The 18,180-nt window shown below is 51.7% G+C and carries 19 protein-coding genes and 1 riboswitch; of the genes, 13 read left to right on the plus strand and 6 right to left on the minus strand.

The window, feature by feature from the left end:
- Positions 1–81: 81 nt before the first annotated feature.
- From CWS43_RS04395 to CWS43_RS04405, 3 genes are read left to right on the plus strand one after another with little or no spacing between them, the layout of a single operon-like run.
- Positions 82–1,086 carry a diguanylate cyclase domain-containing protein gene (locus tag CWS43_RS04395; RefSeq protein WP_232776657.1) on the plus strand — a complete coding sequence of 335 codons (1,005 nt, stop codon included), beginning with the start codon at positions 82–84 and terminating at the stop codon, positions 1,084–1,086.
- Positions 1,087–1,115: 29 nt separating this feature from the next.
- Positions 1,116–1,463 (plus strand): hypothetical protein, encoded by a 348-nt coding sequence (locus tag CWS43_RS04400; protein WP_101075616.1) that lies wholly within the window; start codon positions 1,116–1,118, stop codon positions 1,461–1,463.
- Between the two features lie 21 nt (positions 1,464–1,484).
- The gene (locus CWS43_RS04405; RefSeq protein WP_101075618.1) at positions 1,485–2,003 is read left to right on the plus strand and encodes a cupin domain-containing protein; all 519 of its coding nucleotides are present in this window, start codon (positions 1,485–1,487) and stop codon (positions 2,001–2,003) included.
- 41 nt (positions 2,004–2,044) lie between these two features.
- Here CWS43_RS04405 and CWS43_RS04410 read toward each other — a convergent pair whose 3' ends face one another.
- Positions 2,045–2,290 carry a hypothetical protein gene (locus tag CWS43_RS04410; protein ID WP_101075620.1) on the minus strand — a complete coding sequence of 82 codons (246 nt, stop codon included), beginning with the start codon at positions 2,288–2,290 and terminating at the stop codon, positions 2,045–2,047.
- A gap of 281 nt (positions 2,291–2,571) precedes the next feature.
- Between CWS43_RS04410 and CWS43_RS04415 the strand changes: the two genes are divergently transcribed.
- From CWS43_RS04415 to cspE, 4 genes are all read left to right on the plus strand, one after another.
- On the plus strand, positions 2,572–4,668 hold the full coding sequence (locus CWS43_RS04415) for a prolyl oligopeptidase family protein (protein ID WP_101075622.1): 2,097 nt from the start codon (positions 2,572–2,574) through the stop codon (positions 4,666–4,668).
- Between the two features lie 182 nt (positions 4,669–4,850).
- Complete coding sequence (locus CWS43_RS04420) at positions 4,851–5,981, plus strand: ABC transporter substrate-binding protein (protein WP_101075624.1); 1,131 nt, start codon at positions 4,851–4,853, stop codon at positions 5,979–5,981.
- A 182-nt stretch (positions 5,982–6,163) separates the two neighbouring features.
- Positions 6,164–6,919 (plus strand): DUF2076 domain-containing protein, encoded by a 756-nt coding sequence (locus CWS43_RS04425; protein WP_101075626.1) that lies wholly within the window; start codon positions 6,164–6,166, stop codon positions 6,917–6,919.
- Positions 6,920–7,096: 177 nt separating this feature from the next.
- On the plus strand, positions 7,097–7,306 hold the full coding sequence (gene cspE / locus CWS43_RS04430; RefSeq protein ID WP_009636912.1) for a transcription antiterminator/RNA stability regulator CspE: 210 nt from the start codon (positions 7,097–7,099) through the stop codon (positions 7,304–7,306).
- A gap of 64 nt (positions 7,307–7,370) precedes the next feature.
- On the opposite strand, the gene CWS43_RS04435 is transcribed toward cspE, so the two are convergent.
- The 3 genes from CWS43_RS04435 to crcB form a co-directional block, all read right to left on the minus strand.
- Positions 7,371–8,558: a multidrug effflux MFS transporter gene (locus CWS43_RS04435; protein WP_101075628.1), complete on the minus strand. Its 1,188-nt coding sequence runs from the start codon at positions 8,556–8,558 to the stop codon at positions 7,371–7,373.
- A gap of 9 nt (positions 8,559–8,567) precedes the next feature.
- Positions 8,568–9,224, minus strand: a complete 657-nt coding sequence (locus CWS43_RS04440) for a TetR family transcriptional regulator (RefSeq protein ID WP_101075631.1) — start codon at positions 9,222–9,224, stop codon at positions 8,568–8,570.
- A gap of 479 nt (positions 9,225–9,703) precedes the next feature.
- Complete coding sequence (gene crcB / locus CWS43_RS04445; RefSeq protein ID WP_101075633.1) at positions 9,704–10,087, minus strand: fluoride efflux transporter CrcB; 384 nt, start codon at positions 10,085–10,087, stop codon at positions 9,704–9,706.
- A gap of 66 nt (positions 10,088–10,153) precedes the next feature.
- A riboswitch (Fluoride riboswitch) is annotated at positions 10,154–10,217 on the minus strand.
- Positions 10,218–10,294: 77 nt separating this feature from the next.
- Here crcB and CWS43_RS04450 point away from each other — a divergent pair.
- Positions 10,295–10,726, plus strand: a complete 432-nt coding sequence (locus CWS43_RS04450) for a GNAT family N-acetyltransferase (RefSeq protein ID WP_101075634.1) — start codon at positions 10,295–10,297, stop codon at positions 10,724–10,726.
- 5 nt (positions 10,727–10,731) lie between these two features.
- On the opposite strand, the gene CWS43_RS04455 is transcribed toward CWS43_RS04450, so the two are convergent.
- Positions 10,732–12,078: an aminotransferase class I/II-fold pyridoxal phosphate-dependent enzyme gene (locus CWS43_RS04455; protein ID WP_101075636.1), complete on the minus strand. Its 1,347-nt coding sequence runs from the start codon at positions 12,076–12,078 to the stop codon at positions 10,732–10,734.
- A gap of 210 nt (positions 12,079–12,288) precedes the next feature.
- On the opposite strand from CWS43_RS04455, the gene CWS43_RS04460 reads away from it, so the two are divergent.
- The 5 genes from CWS43_RS04460 (at position 12,289) to CWS43_RS04480 (ending at position 16,921) form a co-directional block, all read left to right on the plus strand.
- On the plus strand, positions 12,289–13,251 hold the full coding sequence (locus CWS43_RS04460) for a nitrate ABC transporter substrate-binding protein (protein WP_101075638.1): 963 nt from the start codon (positions 12,289–12,291) through the stop codon (positions 13,249–13,251).
- A gap of 13 nt (positions 13,252–13,264) precedes the next feature.
- A complete protein-coding gene (locus tag CWS43_RS04465; protein WP_101075641.1) occupies positions 13,265–14,059 on the plus strand; it encodes a deaminated glutathione amidase in 795 nt (264 codons plus the stop codon).
- Between the two features lie 179 nt (positions 14,060–14,238).
- Complete coding sequence (locus tag CWS43_RS04470) at positions 14,239–15,147, plus strand: ABC transporter substrate-binding protein (protein ID WP_101075643.1); 909 nt, start codon at positions 14,239–14,241, stop codon at positions 15,145–15,147.
- Positions 15,144–16,127 (plus strand): amino acid ABC transporter permease, encoded by a 984-nt coding sequence (locus tag CWS43_RS04475; protein ID WP_101075645.1) that lies wholly within the window; start codon positions 15,144–15,146, stop codon positions 16,125–16,127. Before CWS43_RS04470 ends, CWS43_RS04475 begins: the two co-directional genes overlap by 4 nt.
- On the plus strand, positions 16,124–16,921 hold the full coding sequence (locus CWS43_RS04480) for an amino acid ABC transporter ATP-binding protein (protein WP_101075647.1): 798 nt from the start codon (positions 16,124–16,126) through the stop codon (positions 16,919–16,921). The genes CWS43_RS04475 and CWS43_RS04480 overlap by 4 nt, the downstream gene beginning before the upstream one ends.
- A 35-nt stretch (positions 16,922–16,956) precedes the next feature.
- Here the strand turns inward: CWS43_RS04480 and CWS43_RS04485 are convergent, their stop codons facing one another.
- Positions 16,957–18,021, minus strand: coding sequence for a diguanylate cyclase (locus CWS43_RS04485; protein WP_101075649.1), 1,065 nt, complete (start codon positions 18,019–18,021; stop codon positions 16,957–16,959).
- Positions 18,022–18,180: the final 159 nt, after the last annotated feature.

The following is an 18,180-nucleotide window of genomic DNA, read 5'->3' on the forward strand; positions in this document are numbered from 1 at the left end:
GTTTCCGGTATGCCATATTATTCTCCAGGTGAAAGTCTCGTCCGTGAGCGCTCCGATCGCTTCTTACGACGAATGTACTTAATGCGCATGCTGGGCACTTTCCTCTGCTTTTTTCCGATCGTTTCCGTTCTTTTTGAACGCGACGTTTCTCTGATCCCGATATGTCTGCTGGTACTGAATGCTTTTATCTGGCCACACGTCGCGATGCTGATTTCCCATCGTTCGAAACACCCGAATCAGGCCGAATTCAGAAATCTTGCCTTTGATGCTATTGCGGGCGGTGCGTGGGTGGCGATGATGGGTGTTTGCCCGCTGCCGTCCGCTATTATTACCTCCATCCTGATTGCTGACCGTTTTTCCGCCGGTGGCTGGCAATTGCTGCGGCGCGCGGCGCTGTTTTACTGCGCCGGCTTTATTGTGTGCTGGCCGCTTTCTGGCATGACGTTCTATCCCACAGTGACCGACAGGACGTTGTGGCTGACGCTGCCGCTTTCCACCCTTTATATTATTGCGTTCAGCGCGGCAAATTACGCCATCTCCAGAAAGCTGCGCGATAAACAACACGAGCTGGAGAAGGCCGCGCTGATGGATCCTTTTCTCGGTCTGCCTAACCGTCGCTTACTCGACCGCCGGCTGATGCTGGAATTTGAACGCTCGAAGCATGATTTGTCATGCCTGATGGTATTGGGTGTTGATGATTTGAAAATGGTGAATGATCTGTTCGGGCGTGAGGCCGGGGATTCTGTTTTGCGTGCCGTTTCAGCCATTCTTCGTCAGGAAACGGGCCAGAATGATTTCCCTGCCATTCTTGGTGGCGATGAGTTTGTCGTGGTGTTACCGGGGGTCTCGGAAGAAGAGGCTTATGCTGTCGGATATCGCCTGCTGCTGAAAACGTCGGAAATCCGCTTATCGCAGGACTCCGGCTTCCAGTGTTCGTTAAGCATTGGGGTGGCGATGTCGAGAAATCATGAGAACTATAACCAGTGGCTGGCGGCAGCCGAGCGCGCATTGGTAAACGTGAAACAGAATGGTAAAAACAGTATTGGCAGCGTGGGAATGGCAGAAACCGCCAGTCAGCTACAATAAATTAAGATTAATGTTTTCCGGGATGAGTAATGAAAAATATCACAATAATACTGGTGGCAACGATGACAGTTACGGGCTTGCTGGCAGGATGCTCAGCGATTGATTCACCGGTCGGGCCTGAAACTTACCGTCCGGCTAATTACGATCCCTCCTATACTCAGGGGGAAGCAAGTTATACAACGTCAGTCTTCTCAATACTTGAGCGCCAGCGCCGTGCGGATACTTATCAAAAGATATTCGATTTTTGTACCGGCAAATTCCAGACTCTGGGCGAAAGTAACGACGGTGAAAAAGTGCACATCAGGTTTGCGTGCTTGCCGAAAGAGACTATTCAGAGTTCTTACTCTATGCAGCAGAAGTCACCTACGCTGTATTAAACACGTGAGACCGGAGGAAGTATGGGCAAGGAAAGACCTGATTTCATTCGTCACTGGACCGAACTTGAAGGGCCTGACGAAGGCACTTACCCTGGCGATGACGAGCTGATGTCGCAGGGGGCTCCGCTGGGCAAAGCTCTCGGGCTGACGCGCATTGGTATTCATCACGAGCGTTTATTGCCGGGACGTCGTACCTGCTACGCGCATGCAGAAAGTGCAGAAGATGAGTTTGTGTATGTGCTGGAAGGTCGTCCCGATGCCTGGATTAACGGCACGCTGTATCCGCTCAAACCGGGCGATGCGGTGGCGTTTCCGCATGGGACGGGCATCTGTCATACCTTCATCAATAACAGTGATGAAGACGTTCGTTTGCTGGTGGTCGGTGAGGCCAATAAGCCGGAAAACCGGATTTACTACCCGTTAAATCAGGAATATGAAGCGACGCGTAAAGACCGCTGGCTGGATGTTCCAGGGCAGGAATTTGGCAATCACGACAGCCTGTCAGATTTGCGGCGTCAGCAAAAGAAAAAACCGGTTTGATCAGAACCGGTTTCGCCGCACGTGCCGTGGCATAACAGGATTTACTGGACAGAAAGTGACTGCCAGCGTTGCTGGCAATACGGCATCATGCGGTGAATTTTCAGACTTTGTGCCTTATGCCGGTTCAGGGAATAGCCTTCCGGGGTAATTTCTAAGGTATCGCCGGTTTTCAGTGTAAAGTCATTATCGACAGACAGAATCAGTTTCAGATTTTTAAACGCCTGAATGCAGACATATTTTAACCCTGTCTGCGGGATGTTCAGGATATCAATGATTTTCCATTCCATACTTTCACTCCTGTTGGCCTGATTTCTACCTCTGTTTTTAACTCAAAAATGCGTCATTTTTTGTTATCACAAAGTAATGTTTTCTTTATAGGCGTTCCGATAACTTCAATGCTTGAACTGACTCACAAAAAAATACGGGGGTATCTTCGCGGGATCGCAGAATGCGTTAATTAAGACAAAATGCGGCGACAACGCATCCTTCCCCAACGCATAAAAGACTTGAAATTGTCAGGACAAAGCGGGTATTTCTGAATCCTTTCTGATTTTCAGGGCTGAATATCATGACAACTGATTCAATTTTTCCACCGCAGGATGAGTTCATCTGGCTAGAAGGTTTACGTAACGAAAAAGCACTGGTCTGGGCGCATGAGCAGAATGCGATTACGCTGGACGACTTTACATCAGGCAATGATTTTAACCTTGTCCGCGAAAAAGTGTTGAGCGGCCTGAATTCACCAGAACAAATCCCCGGTATCTGGAAGTGTGGTCACGACTGGTATAATTTCTGGCAGGATGCGAAGAACCCGAAAGGGCTGTTGCGTAAGACAACGCTCGATGAATTTCGTAAAAACGAACCGCATTGGGAAACCGTGCTCGATATTGATGCGCTCGGTAAAGCGGAGGGTACTGAGTGGGTTTTCTCCGGTTTCTGGAACCTGAAGCCGGGCTTTGAGCGTGCCTTTGTGGTGCTTTCACCGGATGGCGGCGATGCCTGTGAAGTTCGTGAATTCGATTTGCTGACCAAAGAATTTGTCGCCGGCGGTTTTTATCTGCCGGTTGCCAAAAGCCGCATCAGCTGGATTGATTTCGACCATATGTTTGTCGCCACCGATTTTGGCGAAGGTTCGATGACCGATTCCGGTTATCCGCGCATCGTAAAAATCTGGCAACGTGGAACCCCGCTCAGCGAAGCGGTGACGGTTTACAGCGCGGGCCAAAAAGACATGATGGCCGCAGGCTATCAGGAAGCTGGTGAAGGCTACAAACGCAATTATGTAGTGCGGGTCATCGACTTTTATCATCGGGAAGTTTTTCTGGTCGGTAACGCTGGCGCACTGGTCAAAATCGATATTCCGGCCGATGCCAAATTCATCACCTGGCAGGAATGGATCCTCATCGAACCGTCCAGCGAATGGCAGGTGAATGGCCAGTGCTGGCCATCCGGCTCGCTGCTGACCATGAATTTCGACGCTTTTATGGCCGGTGAGCGCACGCTGCAACCGCTGTTTGTTCCGGATACCGGTTCGGCGCTCAGCGGTGTGACGCAAACCCGCGATCAGCTCAACGGTTTCTCGCATACCCGCGATCACATCATTCTCAGCCTCACCCGTGATGTGGTGAATCGTCTTGAGGTGCTGACGCCTGAGAATGGCGAATGGCGACGTGAGCCGTTCGGCCATGTGCCGGAGCTGAGTAAAATCAGCGCCTGGGGCGTGGATGATAAAACCAACGAATACTTCATGAGCGTCAGTGGTTTCCTGCAACCCGCGAGCCTCTCGTTGGGCAATCTGGACAACGGCGCTGACGCCGAAGCCGAATTGCTGAAGCAGGACCCGTCGCATTTTGACGCTTCCCGCTATCAGGTCAGCCAGCATTTTGCGCAATCTGACGACGGGGCGCGCGTGCCTTATTTCGTGGTCAGCCGCAAAGATGTGGTTTATGACGGCGAGAACCCGACGCTGTTGTACGGATATGGCGGTTTTGAAGTGTCGTTGGATCCGTACTATCTGGGCGTGAGCGGTGTTTCATGGCTGGATCGCGGCGGTATATTTGTTGTCGCTAATATTCGCGGCGGTGGTGAATACGGTCCGGAATGGCATAAAGCCGCGCTGAAAGAAAAACGTCTGCGCGCGTATGAGGATTTCTCGTCAGTGGCGAAGGCGCTGATCGCCAGCAATATTACCTCACCGGCGCATCTGGCGGCGCAGGGCGGGAGCAACGGCGGATTGTTGGTGGGCAATATGCTGACACGCTATCCGGAACTGTTCGGCGCGATAGTCTGCGAGGTGCCTCTGCTGGATATGTACCGCTACACGCAGATTTCCGCCGGGGCTTCGTGGATTGCAGAATACGGCGACCCGCAAAAGCCGGAAGAATGGGCGTATATTCGTGAATTCTCGCCGTATCACAATATCGATCCGCACAAAAAATACCCGCCGGTATTGTTCTCCACGGCAACCAGCGATGATCGCGTAGGGCCAGACCATGCACGTAAAATGGCCGCAAAGATGCAGGCACTGGGTATTCCTGACGTGTATTTCTATGAGAATACCGAAGGCGGGCACAGCGCGGCGGCGGACAAAACGCAGTCGGCGTTTAAACGCGCGTTGGTGAGTGAGTTCCTGCTGCACTTCATCGGGCGTCAGTCTTCCCTGTAATCTTAAACCTAATGTAAACGGGATACCCTGTGAGGTATCCCGTTCATATTTCGACATGTTTTCCCGTCGCTATTTGCTGCAAAAACGTTGCCTCGCTAACCCTTCCTTGTTTATTATTTCTCCTTCATTTGATAACAATTATCAAAATCATTTCTTATTCATTCTCATTTTCGGGGTTTTGCATGTTAAAAAACACTGCTCGTGTGCTGTCTGTTGCCGGTCTGATGGCCACTTCGTTTGCCAGTTTTGCGACCACTTACCCGCTGACCGTGACGGATATGACCGGGCAAAAAGTCACTATCGATAAAGCTCCGCAGCGTCTGATTTTACAAGACGGGCGCGATATTCTGGCGCTGGCGGTGCTGGATAAAGCCAACCCTTTTCAGCACGTCGTTGCGTGGAATAATTTGCTGAAAAAAACCGACAGCGGTACCTGGGACATGCTGAAAAGCAAATGGCCTGAATCGGCGAAAATCCTCGATATGGGATTCAACGATAAAGGGCAGGTTGATTTGGAAACAGTGATTGCGAAAAAGCCTGACCTGATGATTGCACAGGTTCGTGCGAAAGAATCACTGGCACAGGCAGGGGTGCTGGATAAACTTTCAGCGCTGCATATCCCGGTGCTGTTCCTTGATTACGAACTGGATCCGGCAAAAGACACTGCGCCAAGCATCGAACTGTTGGGCAAAGTGATGAATCAGGAAGATAACGCCCGTGCCTATACCACGTTCTATAACGAGCATTTCCAGAATATTAAAAAAGCCGTTGCCGCGATTAAAAACAAACCGAATGTCTTTATCGAACCTATCGCCGGCCGTGACGATTCATGCTGCTTTACGCACGGTAATGCGGGCTGGGGTAAACTGATCCAGGCGGTGGATGCGAACAATATTGGTTCTAAACTGCTGCCGGGGGCATCCGGTTCCGTTTCTCTGGAACAGGTGATCAGCATGAAACCCGATGTTTACATCATGACGGGTTCATCCCGCCCGAAAAGTGGTTCTGTGACGCATATCCTGCCGTTCGGTTATGGCGCGAACGAAGCTGACGTTGATAAAGAAGCTAACGTGTTACTGTCACGCACCGGTGTTGCGCAGATCCCTGCGGTCAATGCGGGTCACGTTTATGGCGTTTACCATCAGTTCTACAACCATCCGTATAACATCGTCGGGATGGAATATCTGGCGAAGTTCATTTACCCGGAACAGTTTAAAGATCTGGACCCTGCGAAGACATATCATGATCTGGTGCGTAATTACACGAATTTGCCAGACCAAAACTTCATCTTTGGCTGGTCACCGAAAAAATAACTATATGATATTTCCGCCTGCGGTTTCGCAGGCGGGTTTTCAACCCCGCAACATTCCTTCTGCATTAACTTTACCTCCGTCACATTTGTTGACACTCCGTTAATTCATACCGAAATATAACTGTATTACTGTATCGGTATAACGTCGGCTGACGTAGTACGACATACCAACAAGGTGAATTTATGCAATCTGAAGAACAGCGTTTAATTGACGGGCTTTTTAGTCGCTTACAACAGGCTGAGTCCAATACGGCACCGCGTGATGCGGAAGCTGAGCGTGTGATTCAGGCCCATATTCGTCAGCAACCGTCCGCACCTTACTACATGGCGCAGGCGATGATCATTCAGGAAGCGGCGCTGACCAAGCTGAATGCTCAGGTGAAAGAACTGCAACAGCAAAACGAACAGTTGCAACAGCAGGCGCAGAACGCGAAACCGCAAAGTACCGGCTTCCTCGCCGGGCTGTTCGGCGGCGGTTCGGCACAACCTGAGCCAGCGCGCTCGTCCTCACAAGGCAGCCAGCCGATCCCTGGCACGCAAGCCTGGGGCGCCCAGCCACAACAGCAGCAATATGCCTCACAGCCACAATATGCACAGCAGCAGCAGGCTCCTGCGCAAACTGCGCCACAGGCACCGGGCTTTTTGGGCAGCGCACTGCGCACTGCGGCGGGTGTTGCCGGCGGGGTCGTTCTGGCGGATATGCTGACTGGGATGTTCCACCACAGCCAGCCACAGGAAATTGTTAACATTATCGAAGAGCCGCCGGTGCAGGATCTTAATCCTGCGGATAGCAGTTTCCTCGATAATAATCAGGGGTTCGACAGCAACCAGCCATCCTGGGAGGATGCGTCGCTGCGCAGCGATAATTCTGATCTCGGATTTGGCTCTGACGACTATGATTCAGATGATTACAGCAACGATGACGATTCGTTTTTCTAACCGGTTGATGTCAGAAGGCTATTAAACGCCATTTTGGCAGCAGAAAAAGGCAACAGAAAGCCAAGAGTGAGAGGTTTATCGCTTATTGCCATCAGAATTCTGGACAAAAGTTAAATCTGTTGCTGTACTGTATTTGACACACATTTTGTGTCCAACATTCACGTAAAGGTAAGTTTGATGTCTAAGATTAAAGGTAGCGTTAAGTGGTTCAATGAATCAAAAGGTTTTGGTTTCATTACCCCTGAAGATGGCAGCAAAGATGTTTTCGTTCATTTCTCTGCTATTTCAAGCAACGGTTTCAAGACCCTTGCTGAAGGCCAGCGTGTAGAGTTCGAAATCACCAATGGTGCCAAAGGCCCGTCGGCTGCTAACGTTATCGCTATCTGACTTTAGCCGAATTCTTAAAAAACCCGCCGAAGCGGGTTTTTTTTTGCCCTTACCACGGCAAATACTATGCCGCTTTACGCACCAATATCACGAACAGCGCAATGGCGATAGCGTAGCAACCCAGGATCGTCAGCGCCATCGACAATGCAGGCATGCTGCCCAATCCGGTGATTGGCACAGCGATTGCGCCAAGTGCAAACATACACACCCCCAGCAGCGCCGACGCACTGCCCGCGTTTTTTCCCTGGCTTTGCATCGCCAGAGACCCGGCGTTCGGGCCGATAATCCCGATCACCATCACCGAGAAGAACAGCGGCACCAGCAGCGTCACCAGCGGGGCATTCAGGCTGGCAGCAATCACCAGCGCAACAGACGCCACGGCGGCGATAGCTAATCCGGCTTTGACCAGTGCCATTTCGCCAAAGTGGCGGCTCAGACGTGTGGAAACTTGTGCGGAAATCACCAGTCCGATGCCGTTAATGGCGAAACAGAGGCTGAACATTTGCGGGCTGAGGTGATAAATCTGCTGTAAGACAAAAGGCGAAGCGCCGATGTAGGCAAACATCCCGGCCATGATGAAGCCTTGTGTCAGGCAGAGCCCCATAAATGGCCGATGTTTCAGCAAGCCGAACACAGAACCCAGCATGCTGATAATGCCGCCTTGCGCGCGGCGTTCAGGCAACAGCGTTTCGTGAAGTTTTAGTGAAGAGAAGCTGAACAGCAAAATGGCGATAAACGCCAGAACGCCGAAAATCCCCCGCCAGTTAACCCAATTGAGCAAGGCCCCCCCTAATACCGGGGCGACGATTGGCGCCAGCCCGTTGACCAGCATCAGGAGTGCAAAAAAACGGGTTAATTCATGACCATTATACAAATCCCTGGCGACGGCACGCGAAAGAACTGCACCGCCGGCGCCGGCAATACCCTGCAACAGACGGGCAACAATCAGCTGGTTGATGTCCTGTGCTACGGCGCACCAAACGGAGGCGGCGAGCAATAAAGCCAGCGACCATAATAAAGGGCGCATACGTCCGTAGCGGTCACTCAGCGGGCCAAACAGCAGTTGCCCGAAACCGAGGCCAAGCAAACCTGCGGTCAGGCTAAGCTGCGCACTGGCCGTAGAAGTACTCAGGTCACCCGCCATTTCAGGTAAAGCCGGTAAATAGAGATCGGTACATAGCGGGCCGAGGGCGGCAAGCGAGCCGAGAACCAGGGCGTAACCGAGGCGTTTTTCTTGCAGATGAGCGCTCATGGTAAAAGTTTATTCCAGTTTGCTGGTGGTTAAATCCGTTTCAAAGAGATCCTGGAAGTAGCGATTGTATAAAGCTTCCAGATGCTCTGCGTCGGCGTGAACGGTCGTCATACGTCGGAATGCGGTGCCTTCACAAATCACCGCTAAAGATTCCACTTTCGCCGTCATTTCAGCTTCTGAAAACTGCGGGAAAGTGGCACTGAGAAGCGATTTCGCTTCGTTGAATAGTTGTTTTTCTGACTCACGCCAGATGTTTTCCACGATGGGATTACGGGTGGCTTCTGCGGCAACTTCCAGCATCAAAGCGTGGTCAATTTCGGCCTGTTCTTTTTGTTCGGTGCATTGATCTTCTTTATAAGGCGCACTCAGATTACCGATCCGCCGGTGCGCCAGATTGTGTGCTACCTGCTGCAAATTGTGTGCGTTGCCGGTCATCAGGCGGATTTTTTTCATCACAATACGGCGCACTATGTCTTCGATGATGGCGTCTTTATTCGCAAAATATCGGTAGATCTGTCCCACACTAAGCTGCGAAGTCTTGGCGATTTCAGCCATGCCAGCACCATGAAATCCATGCTTGCGAAAACACAAACGTGCGGCGGCAATGATCTGGTCGCGTCGTGCGCTGATGCGCTCGTCTTTACTGCATTGTTGTGGGTGAAGCATGAGTTACCTGATAGCCTGGCCAATGTTGAGTGTGAACGATCATTCTCAATTATAGGCAATAAGGAGGAACAGGTAAATATTTGTATTATGAATGAAATGAAAAGTGACGTTTCGTTTCGGTGCGATTGATCCCGACGCAGAAATGCCAACGGCGCATCCATATGGAATGCGCCGTTGGCGGGAAGAGAGAGTCAGTTTTGTTGTTTGCGCGCTGTCGCTTCTGAAGGCTTAATTAAGAAAAATAGGCCTGTAAAAATGCGGCTACGGTTAACACACACAGGGCAACAGCCAGAAATTCAGAAGACGTTTTTGGTGCAGAAAACATGGCATACCTCAATTAATGAACCTGAGTAATTCGTGCCATTATCAGCATAAAACATGAAGGAAACATTAAGAGAGTGCGCGGGGAAATGAATCGGCGTCACAAATTCGTAACAACGATGCCTTTGTCATAAAAAAGGCATCGCCAGTGAGTAGGATTAGTGCGCGGTATACCAGCTGACCAGCATAAAACCGAGCAGGGTCAGGGCGATAGAACCGAAAAGATTGAGGGCGATATTCAGCAAGGCATCGCCAAATCGACCCATTTGCAACAGTGTTACCACTTCCAGTGAAAACGTTGAAAAGGTTGTCAGACCACCGCAAAACCCGGTAGTAATGAGTGCCTTAACGACGGGATCGACGCTGTTCATCCGGCCAAAAATAGCGATGGCAAGACCAATGATAAACGCACCTATCAGATTGACTGCCAGCGTGCCAAGGGGAATGACGGGGGTGATCGTGTTCATTTTCAGCCCGAGATACCAGCGAGCGACACTGCCAACCGCACCACCAATCAATACAGCAAGAAAGGTACTGAACATAAAAAAAACCTTAAAAATAAGTGAGGTTTAGAAAGGTCCGGACGCAATGCTACGAACCTCTCACGAGATTGCGTAGACATCATCAGCCGGTAAAAGGCGGTTTGGGAGGAATGTCATCTCCATATTGCAGACGCTGAGTTTACCTTGTAGGGCTGCGCTTGTGTAGCCGCGATACAGAAACAGACCGTTTTTATCAGGGGAAATGCCATGTTAATCAGAGAAGGTGTGGTAACGGATGCACAGATTTTGGCGCAATTACTTGGGGATCTGGATTATCCCAATCAGCCTGAAGCGATAGCAGAACGTGTGGCGAAAATGGCCGCCAATCCGGACAGCCGCCTGCTGGTGGCTGAAATAGAAGGCAATGCCGTCGGTTTTATTTCGCTGCATTTTATTCCACAAATCGCACTGGCCGGAGAATTTTGTCGTATCAGCTATTTATGCGTTAGCGACCTGTACCGCGGTAGTGGCATAGGTCAAAAACTGGTAGATGAAGCTGAACGGTTGGCCGCAGAGCGTGGCTGCGACCGGATGGAAGTTCACAGCCATACCCGCCGTGTGCGTGCTCACCAGTTTTATGCACGGGCAGGGTACGGGGAGTCGCCTAAATATCTGCTTAAAAAGCTCCCCCCTCGCTGAGGGCCTCAGGCACCTAACGCCAGTACGATGGCATCGGCAATCAGATCAACCTGCTCAGGTTTCATCTGGCTGGTGCTGATGCGAATAAACTGCCCCGGCCCGATGCGGCTGCGCTCGCCGGGCAATACGGCAATGCCCCGCGCGGCCAGAGTGACCAGTGCGAACTGCTCGGACGGCACCGGGATCCACATCGCCAGTCCGTCACGTTCAGGGATATTCACACCACGAATGCGCAGGGCATCCGACATTGCTTTACGGCGTTTTGCATAGGTATTTTTGGCGAGTGAAATACCTTCCTGTGTTTTAGGATCTTTGATAAGCCAGGCCAGCGCTTCCTGCAAAATCCGGCTTGACCAGCCAGCACCAAAATTACGGAATGATTTGATTTGTTTGATTAAATCATTCGACCCGGAGATAACCGCCAGCCGTAAATCGGGGCCGTATGCTTTGGAATAGGATCGAACATGCACTGTGCGGTCAGGCAATTTACTGCCCATGCTGAGCGGTGGATGACAGGATAATTGCCCGATACCATCATCCTCAATAATCAGCGTATTGCTTTGGCTGAGAATTCCCACCAGCGCAGCATAGCGTTCTGCATTGATAGCGTGCCCGCAATGGGAATGCGTGCGCGGTTGAAAAATAAATGCAGAAGGATTTTTGAGCAGTGCCTGAGCCAGGGATTCCGGTATGGGCCCGAACTCATCGCATTTCACCGGGATAACCTGTGCACCGAGGTTATCCAGCATATCCAGCAGGCGTGTTGCCGTCGGGTCTTCAATTGCAACCACTGAGCCCTGCATCAGCAGGGTTTGCAGTGTGAGGTTCATACCGTCAAATCCGCCGTCGGCAGACATAAACGCCGGTGCGTCGTAAGGCCAGTCGTGACGTGCGGCTTCCAGCAGAGAAGGCGCGATGGCTTCGCGCTGATAGCTGTTCAGATTATCTGCGTCAACGCCGTGCTGCATGGCTTCGCGTAAATCCGGCAACAGAGCAGGGTCGGGTGATGACAGCGCCAGATCGGCAATAATATGTTCGCCAAAATTGCCGATTTTTTCAAACCGAGCTGGCCGTGGCGACAGCATGTCACCACACACCCAGACGCCGTTGCGGCCTCGCCCTGCAATCACTTTTTGGCGGCGCAGCTGTCCCCAGGCGGCAGATACCGTGGCCGGGCTCACGCCGAGCGCCAGTGCCAGCTCCCGTACGGCAGGCAGGTGTGTGCCAATCTCGATGACGCCGGAACGGATCATCGCCGCAGTCTCAATGGCAATGCCCCGCATGGAACGATCCTGAAGTTGCGTTGCTAACCAACCCGCATCCAGCGTTTTTTCAAGAGAGTTTTCTGCCATTTTTTCGCCTTTTGTTCAGTAACAAAGATTCTATTGTACATATTAATTTATGCCATTAGTATCAAACTTAGCCAACGGAGGCGATAAAATAATCACAATGCAGTGAAGATGATCTCCTTCGTAAAAGAATCTGGTGCGTTTTCGATAGGGTTTGTAAACGCACAGTTGTTTTTCTGCATATCAACCATGCTGACACTTAAGGGGATAGATGTGACGATTACCATCAGGCTGGCAGTTCGTGACTGGGATTATTTTACGCCGCTGGCGTTAGGCGACCTTAAACCGGAAGGTTTCAATCTTGAGATAGACCGCGTGGGGACTTTGGTTGATAACCTGGCCACCAGCGACAAATATGATGCGGGTGAAGTGTCTTTCAGCCGTTATGCACAAGGGCGGGCTCGCGGTGAATCTGATCTGCTGGCGATCCCACACTTCCTGATGCGCGGCTTCCGCCAGCGCTGCATCATCACCCGTGAAGACAGCCCGCTGACTGAACTTTCCCAACTGGCGGGTAAACGCATTGGCCTGACCGGCTGGCAGGACTCAGGTAACACCTGGACACGAACGCTACTGGCGCTGGAAGGTGTCGGTATCGAAGATGCAAACTGGTACGTTGGCCGCCTGACGGCTGCGCATCCGATTGTCGACCGTCTGGCCGGGTTTGGCCGTGAAGGGCGCATCGAAGCCGTACCGGAAGAACGTCCTATGATGGAACTGTTGCAGGAAGGCTGGCTGGACGCCATTTTCACGCCTTTCATGCCTGATGGTTTCTTCAAGCCTGGTTCAGGTTTCCGCCAGTTCCAGCCCGATTTTCGCGCGGCAGAACTGGCCTATTTCAACCGCGTAGGTTACATCCCCGGTATTCATCTGCTGGCCATCAAACCCGTGCTGGCCGAAGAGCATCCGTGGCTGCCGCAGGCGCTGAGTGAAATCATTGACCGTTCTTATCAGGTCTGGATGGATAAACGCGCGAAATATGCCGATACCACACCGTGGCTGCTGGACGACCTGCGTCGTACGGTGGTTGATTTACCGGCGGACTGGAACGCAAACGGTTTCGCTGCCAATGAAAAAATGATTGATGATTTTGCTCAGGAATTACATGTCCAGGGGCTGACGGCGCAGCGCCTGACGCCGGCTGATTTGTTCCCTCAGTTCGCCACGCAAAAGTGACGGGAGAGTCAAAATGAAAGTTGCATTAGGTCAGTTTGCTGTTTCCCGCGAGTGGGAAGCCAACGTTGAAACCTGCCTTTCGCTGATGGCGAAATCTCTGGAAGCAGGCGTGGATCTACTGGTCTTGCCGGAAGGTATTCTGGCTCGCGATATCACCGATCCGGATTTGGTTCTGAAAGCCGCGCAGCCGCTGGATGGCCCGTTTGTCAGCCAGCTCGTTGCCGCAAGCCGTGGCAATCAGATGACCACCATGATGAGCGTACATACGCCAGCGCCAGATGGACGTGCGTTTAACGTACTGATTTCTATCCGTAATGGTGAAATTATTTCTGAATATCAGAAGTTACATCTTTATGATGCATTCTCTTCTCAGGAATCCAAAAACGTAACGCCTGGCGACGATGTTCCGCCGCTGGTTAACGTCGCCGGTTTTAATGTCGGCCTGATGACCTGCTATGACGTCCGTTTCCCTGAACTCGCGCGTCGTCTGGTGCTTGATGGCGCAGACGTGCTGGTATTGCCAGCTGCATGGGTCAAAGGCCCGTTGAAAGAGATGCATTGGGAAGTGCTGGTCACGGCACGCGCACTGGAAAACACCACGTATATGGTGGCCGTGGGCGAATGTGGCGAGCGCAATATTGGGAATAGCATGGTCGTCGATCCTCTGGGCGTGGCGATTGCCCGCGCAGCAGAAGCACCCGCACTGGTGTTTGCTGAACTGGATAAAGATCGTCTGGCGCATGCCCGTAAAGTGTTGCCGGTGCTGGCGAACCGTCGTTTTGGTTTACCGCAGTTGCGTAACGACTAAACCTGCCGGCTGCCGGTCCTCAACGGTAGCCGTTCAGGTTTCAAGCAGTACCGCGCCCTCACCAGGGAACGCGTTATCAGTAAAAGAAACATCCGGAAACTTGCCACGGAAGGTACTCACTATAAATACACAACACTCATAAACTCACAGACCGATTTTTTAGACAGAGGAATAAGAGAATGATGGCAAAACAACTACGTCAGGCTGCTGTACTGACTGCTGCATTACTTTCCGTATCTTCCATAAATGCCTTTGCTGCTGAAAATGTGACAATTCCGACTCAGACGATGGATCCGGCGATCCACGCTAAATTACCTGCAGATATCCAGAAGTCAGGCGTCATGACCTCCGTGAACAATGGCTCTTTCCCTCCATATGAAATTGTGACTGGCGCTAATGGCCTCGATGGGGCGAGTGCGGATCTGGCGCATGCGCTGGCCGAAGTGATGGGCGTAAAAATTGAACATGCCTCTGTCAGCGGTTTATCCGGCATCCTCAGCGGCATGGCCGCAGGGCGTTATCAGATGGGCATTGGCCCGATCGGTGATTACCCGGACCGTCAGGCAAAGAATGATTTCATCGACTTTGTAAAAGAATACGTGGTGTTTGGCGTGCGCAAAGGCAATCCGGAAAAGATTAATTCTCTGGACGACACCTGCGGTAAACGTATTGCCGTCATGGCGGGCGGTTCTGCTGAGCAGGTGATCCGCAAGCAATCTGATGTTTGTGTGAAAGACGGTAAACCGGCGGTGACAGTTCAATCTTTCAGCGATCAGCCAACGTCTATTCTGGCGGTCCGCTCCAATCGCTCTGATGCTTTCTTCTCTTCTCAGGCACCGCTGACCTATTTCGTTGAGAAAGCGAATGGCCAGCTGGAACTGACCGGTACCGGAAAATCCAACGGCTTTGGTGATATTTTCCAGGGCACCGTGGTGGCTAAAGATTCCCCTGTGCGTGATGCGATTCTGGCCGGTTATCAGAAGTTGTTCGATAACGGCACTTACGCCATCATCATGAAAAAATGGGGCCTGGAAGGCAATATGATTCCAGCACCGGGCATCAACCTGGCAAAGGCGCAGGCTAAATGACTGATAAAACGTATAGTTCAAAGCCGGCAGTCAAGGACGACTATACGCAGGATCCTCGACGTAACGTTGAGTTTTCCCATGCATCGCGTCACTACGGCCGCTGGATTGCCTGGATAGTTGTGTTACTGATTGCCGCTGATGTGATTTGGGCGGTTTCCCACAACCCCAATTTCGAATGGCATGTTGTTGCACAGTGGTTTACAGAAGGTTCGATCATCAAAGGCCTGGGCGTTACGCTCGGCCTTACCGTGGTTTCGATGGTACTTGGTGTCTTCATCGGCCTGATGCTGGCGATTGCCCGTTTATCTGACAGCCTGCTGCTGCGCAAACTGGCCGGTTTGTACATCTGGTTTTTCCGTGGCACGCCGCTGCTGGTTCAGCTGTTGTTCTGGTACAACATGTCGACGTTATTCCCCCGTGTGGTTTTAGGGATCCCGTTCGGCCCGGAATATATGAGCTGGAATACCAATGATCTGATCACGCCGCTGACCGCCGCGATTGCCGGGCTGGCGCTGAATGAAGCCGCTTATATGGCGGAAATCATCCGTGCCGGCTTGTTGTCTGTTGATAACGGGCAGGCGGAAACGGCTCAGGCATTTGGGATGAGCCGCGGGCGCGCGCTGCGTCGGATTATCATTCCTCAGGCTATGCGTTCAATCATTCCGCCGACGGGAAACCAGCTGATCAGCATGATCAAAGCGACGTCGCTGGTCAGCGTTATCGCCATGGGAGATTTGCTGTATTCGGTACAAACCGTCTACAACCGCACGTTTGAAGTGGTGCCGATGCTGATGGTTGCTGTGATCTGGTATTTGTTTATTACGTCATTGCTGAATCTCGGGCAGTCAGCGATTGAGCGCTATTATTCCCGTGGCACCCGCCGCACGTTGCCAGGCGTAAAACGACGTCCGGGCAAGACGGAAGAGAAAGCCACGCCGATCATCAATTCACCGGGCCTGGCCCAAAAGGAGGACTTATGAGTCAAATGCCATCCGACGCGCAGTCATCCGAACAGGCTTCTCTGGTCGTCGCCCGTAACATACATAAAAGTTACGGTGATAACGAAGTGCTGAAGGGGATTGATCTCGATGTTAAACCGAGTGAAGTTGTTGTGATCCTCGGGCCATCTGGCTCGGGTAAATCGACATTCCTGCGCTGTATTAATCATCTGGAAGATATCGATCGCGGCTCTATTATGGTCGGCGGTGAACAAATCGGTTATGAACTGCGTGGTGACCGCCTGCACAAACTGTCTGAGCGGGCGATTGCGCGCCAGCGTCGTGATATCGGTATGGTTTTCCAGCAATTCAATCTTTATCCCCACATGACCGTGCTGCAAAACATCATTGAAGCGCCGGTGGGAGTCCATAAAGAAAGTCGTCATGAGGCGGAGAAATATGCCCGGGAGTTGCTGCAAAAAGTCGGTCTGAGCGATAAAGCGGAAGCATATCCGCGGCATCTTTCAGGCGGCCAGCAGCAGCGTGTTGCTATTGCCCGCGCTCTGGCAGTCAAACCTAAGCTGATGCTGTTTGATGAGCCCACGTCGGCGCTTGACCCGGAACTGGTGGGGGAGGTGTTAGCCACGATGAAAGATCTGGCGCAACAAGGGCTGACGATGATTGTCGTGACCCATGAGATTGGTTTTGCGAAAGAAGCCGCCGATCGCGTGGTGTTCATGGATCGCGGGGTTGTTGTCGAACAGGGGGCGGCTGATGATGTGTTGGTGAACCCTCAGCATCCGAGAACGCAGGCTTTCCTGAGCCGCTTTATCTGACGAAACACGGGTTGAATCCGGGGCTGCAGAAAACGTTACTCTGCGATTTCTACCCGGTTTCGCCCGTTTTTTTTCGCTTCATATAATGCGTGGTCTGCCGCATTCAGCCATTGCGTGGGGGTTTCCTGTGTATCATCACATTCGGCAATTCCTGCGCTGATATGGATATGCAGTTGCGGATGCTGCGGGAACAGGTTGTTAGCCAGGCGGCTTTGCAGACGCTCTATCGCGCGTTTGGCCTGTAGTTTGGTGCTGTGCGGTAAAATAGCGGCAAATTCGTCACCGCCAAAGCGCCCGATGATATCGGCGGCGCGCATGGTTTGTTTTAGCTCCTGTGCCAGCAAAATAATGGCCTGATCGCCCACGCTGTGGCCGTAGCTATCATTAATGGCTTTGAAACTGTCAATGTCGATCAGGATCAGCGTCGTTTTGTGCCGGTAGCGGCGAAAGCTTTCCAGTTCATTGCTTAGCAGTGATTCCCAATGGCGACGATTGTATAGGCCCGTCAGGCCATCGCGTACGCTGATTTGCATAATGGCCTGCTTATGTTCAGCCAGTTTGCGGGACGTCCTGTAAGTCACGTTTCCCAGAAAAATAGGGTAAATCATGATCATCGGCAGGCAAAGATAGAGCTGGAAGGGCGTAGTTTGTGGCTGGAAAGGAAGTTCGGCGACAAATAATAATGCCAGAGCAGCCGTGATTTGCGCGGTAGCGCACCGGAAGAATAACGACTTTCCGCCTGCAGAGATATTATTCATGCCCATCATGGCAAAAATGGTGGCCGAGGGCAGGGCATTGAACCCCATGATGGCAATCCAGATCCCCCCAAAAACCGCATCAGCCTGAAGGTTGTGGATTTCACTGCGGAAAGGGGCCGATGAATGTTTGGCTTTCCAGTAGGCAATGTGGGGCCAGATAAACCCGTTGATAAACAGTAATAACCATAACCAGCCTGGCGTTGTGTGCTCAATCATCACTGAGCCGACGCAAAAGCTACCCGTGCCAAGCCCGACAATACGGGGCAAATAAGTCCGTTTCGCGAAACGCAGCCCGGAATGGTGAGTATCGTTGACCAGAGTCGTATGAAGCTTTTTCGGCATCGGTTCTCATTACAGGGCAAGTTAACCCAGGTGAATAAATCTGGTCGAAATCAATTTTAAAGCCATCTGGCTGCAAATAAAGACAGAATTACTTTATGAGTATCATATTCACGCTCATAATAACTCACTATGGTCACAATGCGCACAGTTCTGGATCCG

Origin of the sequence: Rahnella sp. AA (genome assembly GCF_002834385.1) — a bacterium.
GTDB lineage: Bacteria > Pseudomonadota > Gammaproteobacteria > Enterobacterales > Enterobacteriaceae > Rahnella.

What these genes read in the sequence shown, in the direction of transcription:
- CWS43_RS04410 (WP_101075620.1), bottom strand. Translation starts at nt 2,290, where the DNA reads ATGGAATGGAAAATCATTGATATCCTGAACATCCCGCAGACAGGGTTA.
- CWS43_RS04455 (WP_101075636.1), bottom strand. Translation starts at nt 12,078, where the DNA reads ATGGCAGAAAACTCTCTTGAAAAAACGCTGGATGCGGGTTGGTTAGCA.
- CWS43_RS04480 (WP_101075647.1), top strand. Translation starts at nt 16,124, where the DNA reads ATGAGTCAAATGCCATCCGACGCGCAGTCATCCGAACAGGCTTCTCTG.
- CWS43_RS04415 (WP_101075622.1), top strand. Translation starts at nt 2,572, where the DNA reads ATGACAACTGATTCAATTTTTCCACCGCAGGATGAGTTCATCTGGCTA.
- CWS43_RS04450 (WP_101075634.1), top strand. Translation starts at nt 10,295, where the DNA reads ATGTTAATCAGAGAAGGTGTGGTAACGGATGCACAGATTTTGGCGCAA.
- cspE (WP_009636912.1), top strand. Translation starts at nt 7,097, where the DNA reads ATGTCTAAGATTAAAGGTAGCGTTAAGTGGTTCAATGAATCAAAAGGT.
- crcB (WP_101075633.1), bottom strand. Translation starts at nt 10,087, where the DNA reads ATGTTCAGTACCTTTCTTGCTGTATTGATTGGTGGTGCGGTTGGCAGT.
- CWS43_RS04485 (WP_101075649.1), bottom strand. Translation starts at nt 18,021, where the DNA reads ATGCCGAAAAAGCTTCATACGACTCTGGTCAACGATACTCACCATTCC.
- CWS43_RS04475 (WP_101075645.1), top strand. Translation starts at nt 15,144, where the DNA reads ATGACTGATAAAACGTATAGTTCAAAGCCGGCAGTCAAGGACGACTAT.
- CWS43_RS04425 (WP_101075626.1), top strand. Translation starts at nt 6,164, where the DNA reads ATGCAATCTGAAGAACAGCGTTTAATTGACGGGCTTTTTAGTCGCTTA.
- CWS43_RS04440 (WP_101075631.1), bottom strand. Translation starts at nt 9,224, where the DNA reads ATGCTTCACCCACAACAATGCAGTAAAGACGAGCGCATCAGCGCACGA.
- CWS43_RS04470 (WP_101075643.1), top strand. Translation starts at nt 14,239, where the DNA reads ATGATGGCAAAACAACTACGTCAGGCTGCTGTACTGACTGCTGCATTA.
- CWS43_RS04405 (WP_101075618.1), top strand. Translation starts at nt 1,485, where the DNA reads ATGGGCAAGGAAAGACCTGATTTCATTCGTCACTGGACCGAACTTGAA.
- CWS43_RS04420 (WP_101075624.1), top strand. Translation starts at nt 4,851, where the DNA reads ATGTTAAAAAACACTGCTCGTGTGCTGTCTGTTGCCGGTCTGATGGCC.
- CWS43_RS04395 (WP_232776657.1), top strand. Translation starts at nt 82, where the DNA reads ATGCGCATGCTGGGCACTTTCCTCTGCTTTTTTCCGATCGTTTCCGTT.
- CWS43_RS04400 (WP_101075616.1), top strand. Translation starts at nt 1,116, where the DNA reads ATGAAAAATATCACAATAATACTGGTGGCAACGATGACAGTTACGGGC.
- CWS43_RS04465 (WP_101075641.1), top strand. Translation starts at nt 13,265, where the DNA reads ATGAAAGTTGCATTAGGTCAGTTTGCTGTTTCCCGCGAGTGGGAAGCC.
- CWS43_RS04435 (WP_101075628.1), bottom strand. Translation starts at nt 8,558, where the DNA reads ATGAGCGCTCATCTGCAAGAAAAACGCCTCGGTTACGCCCTGGTTCTC.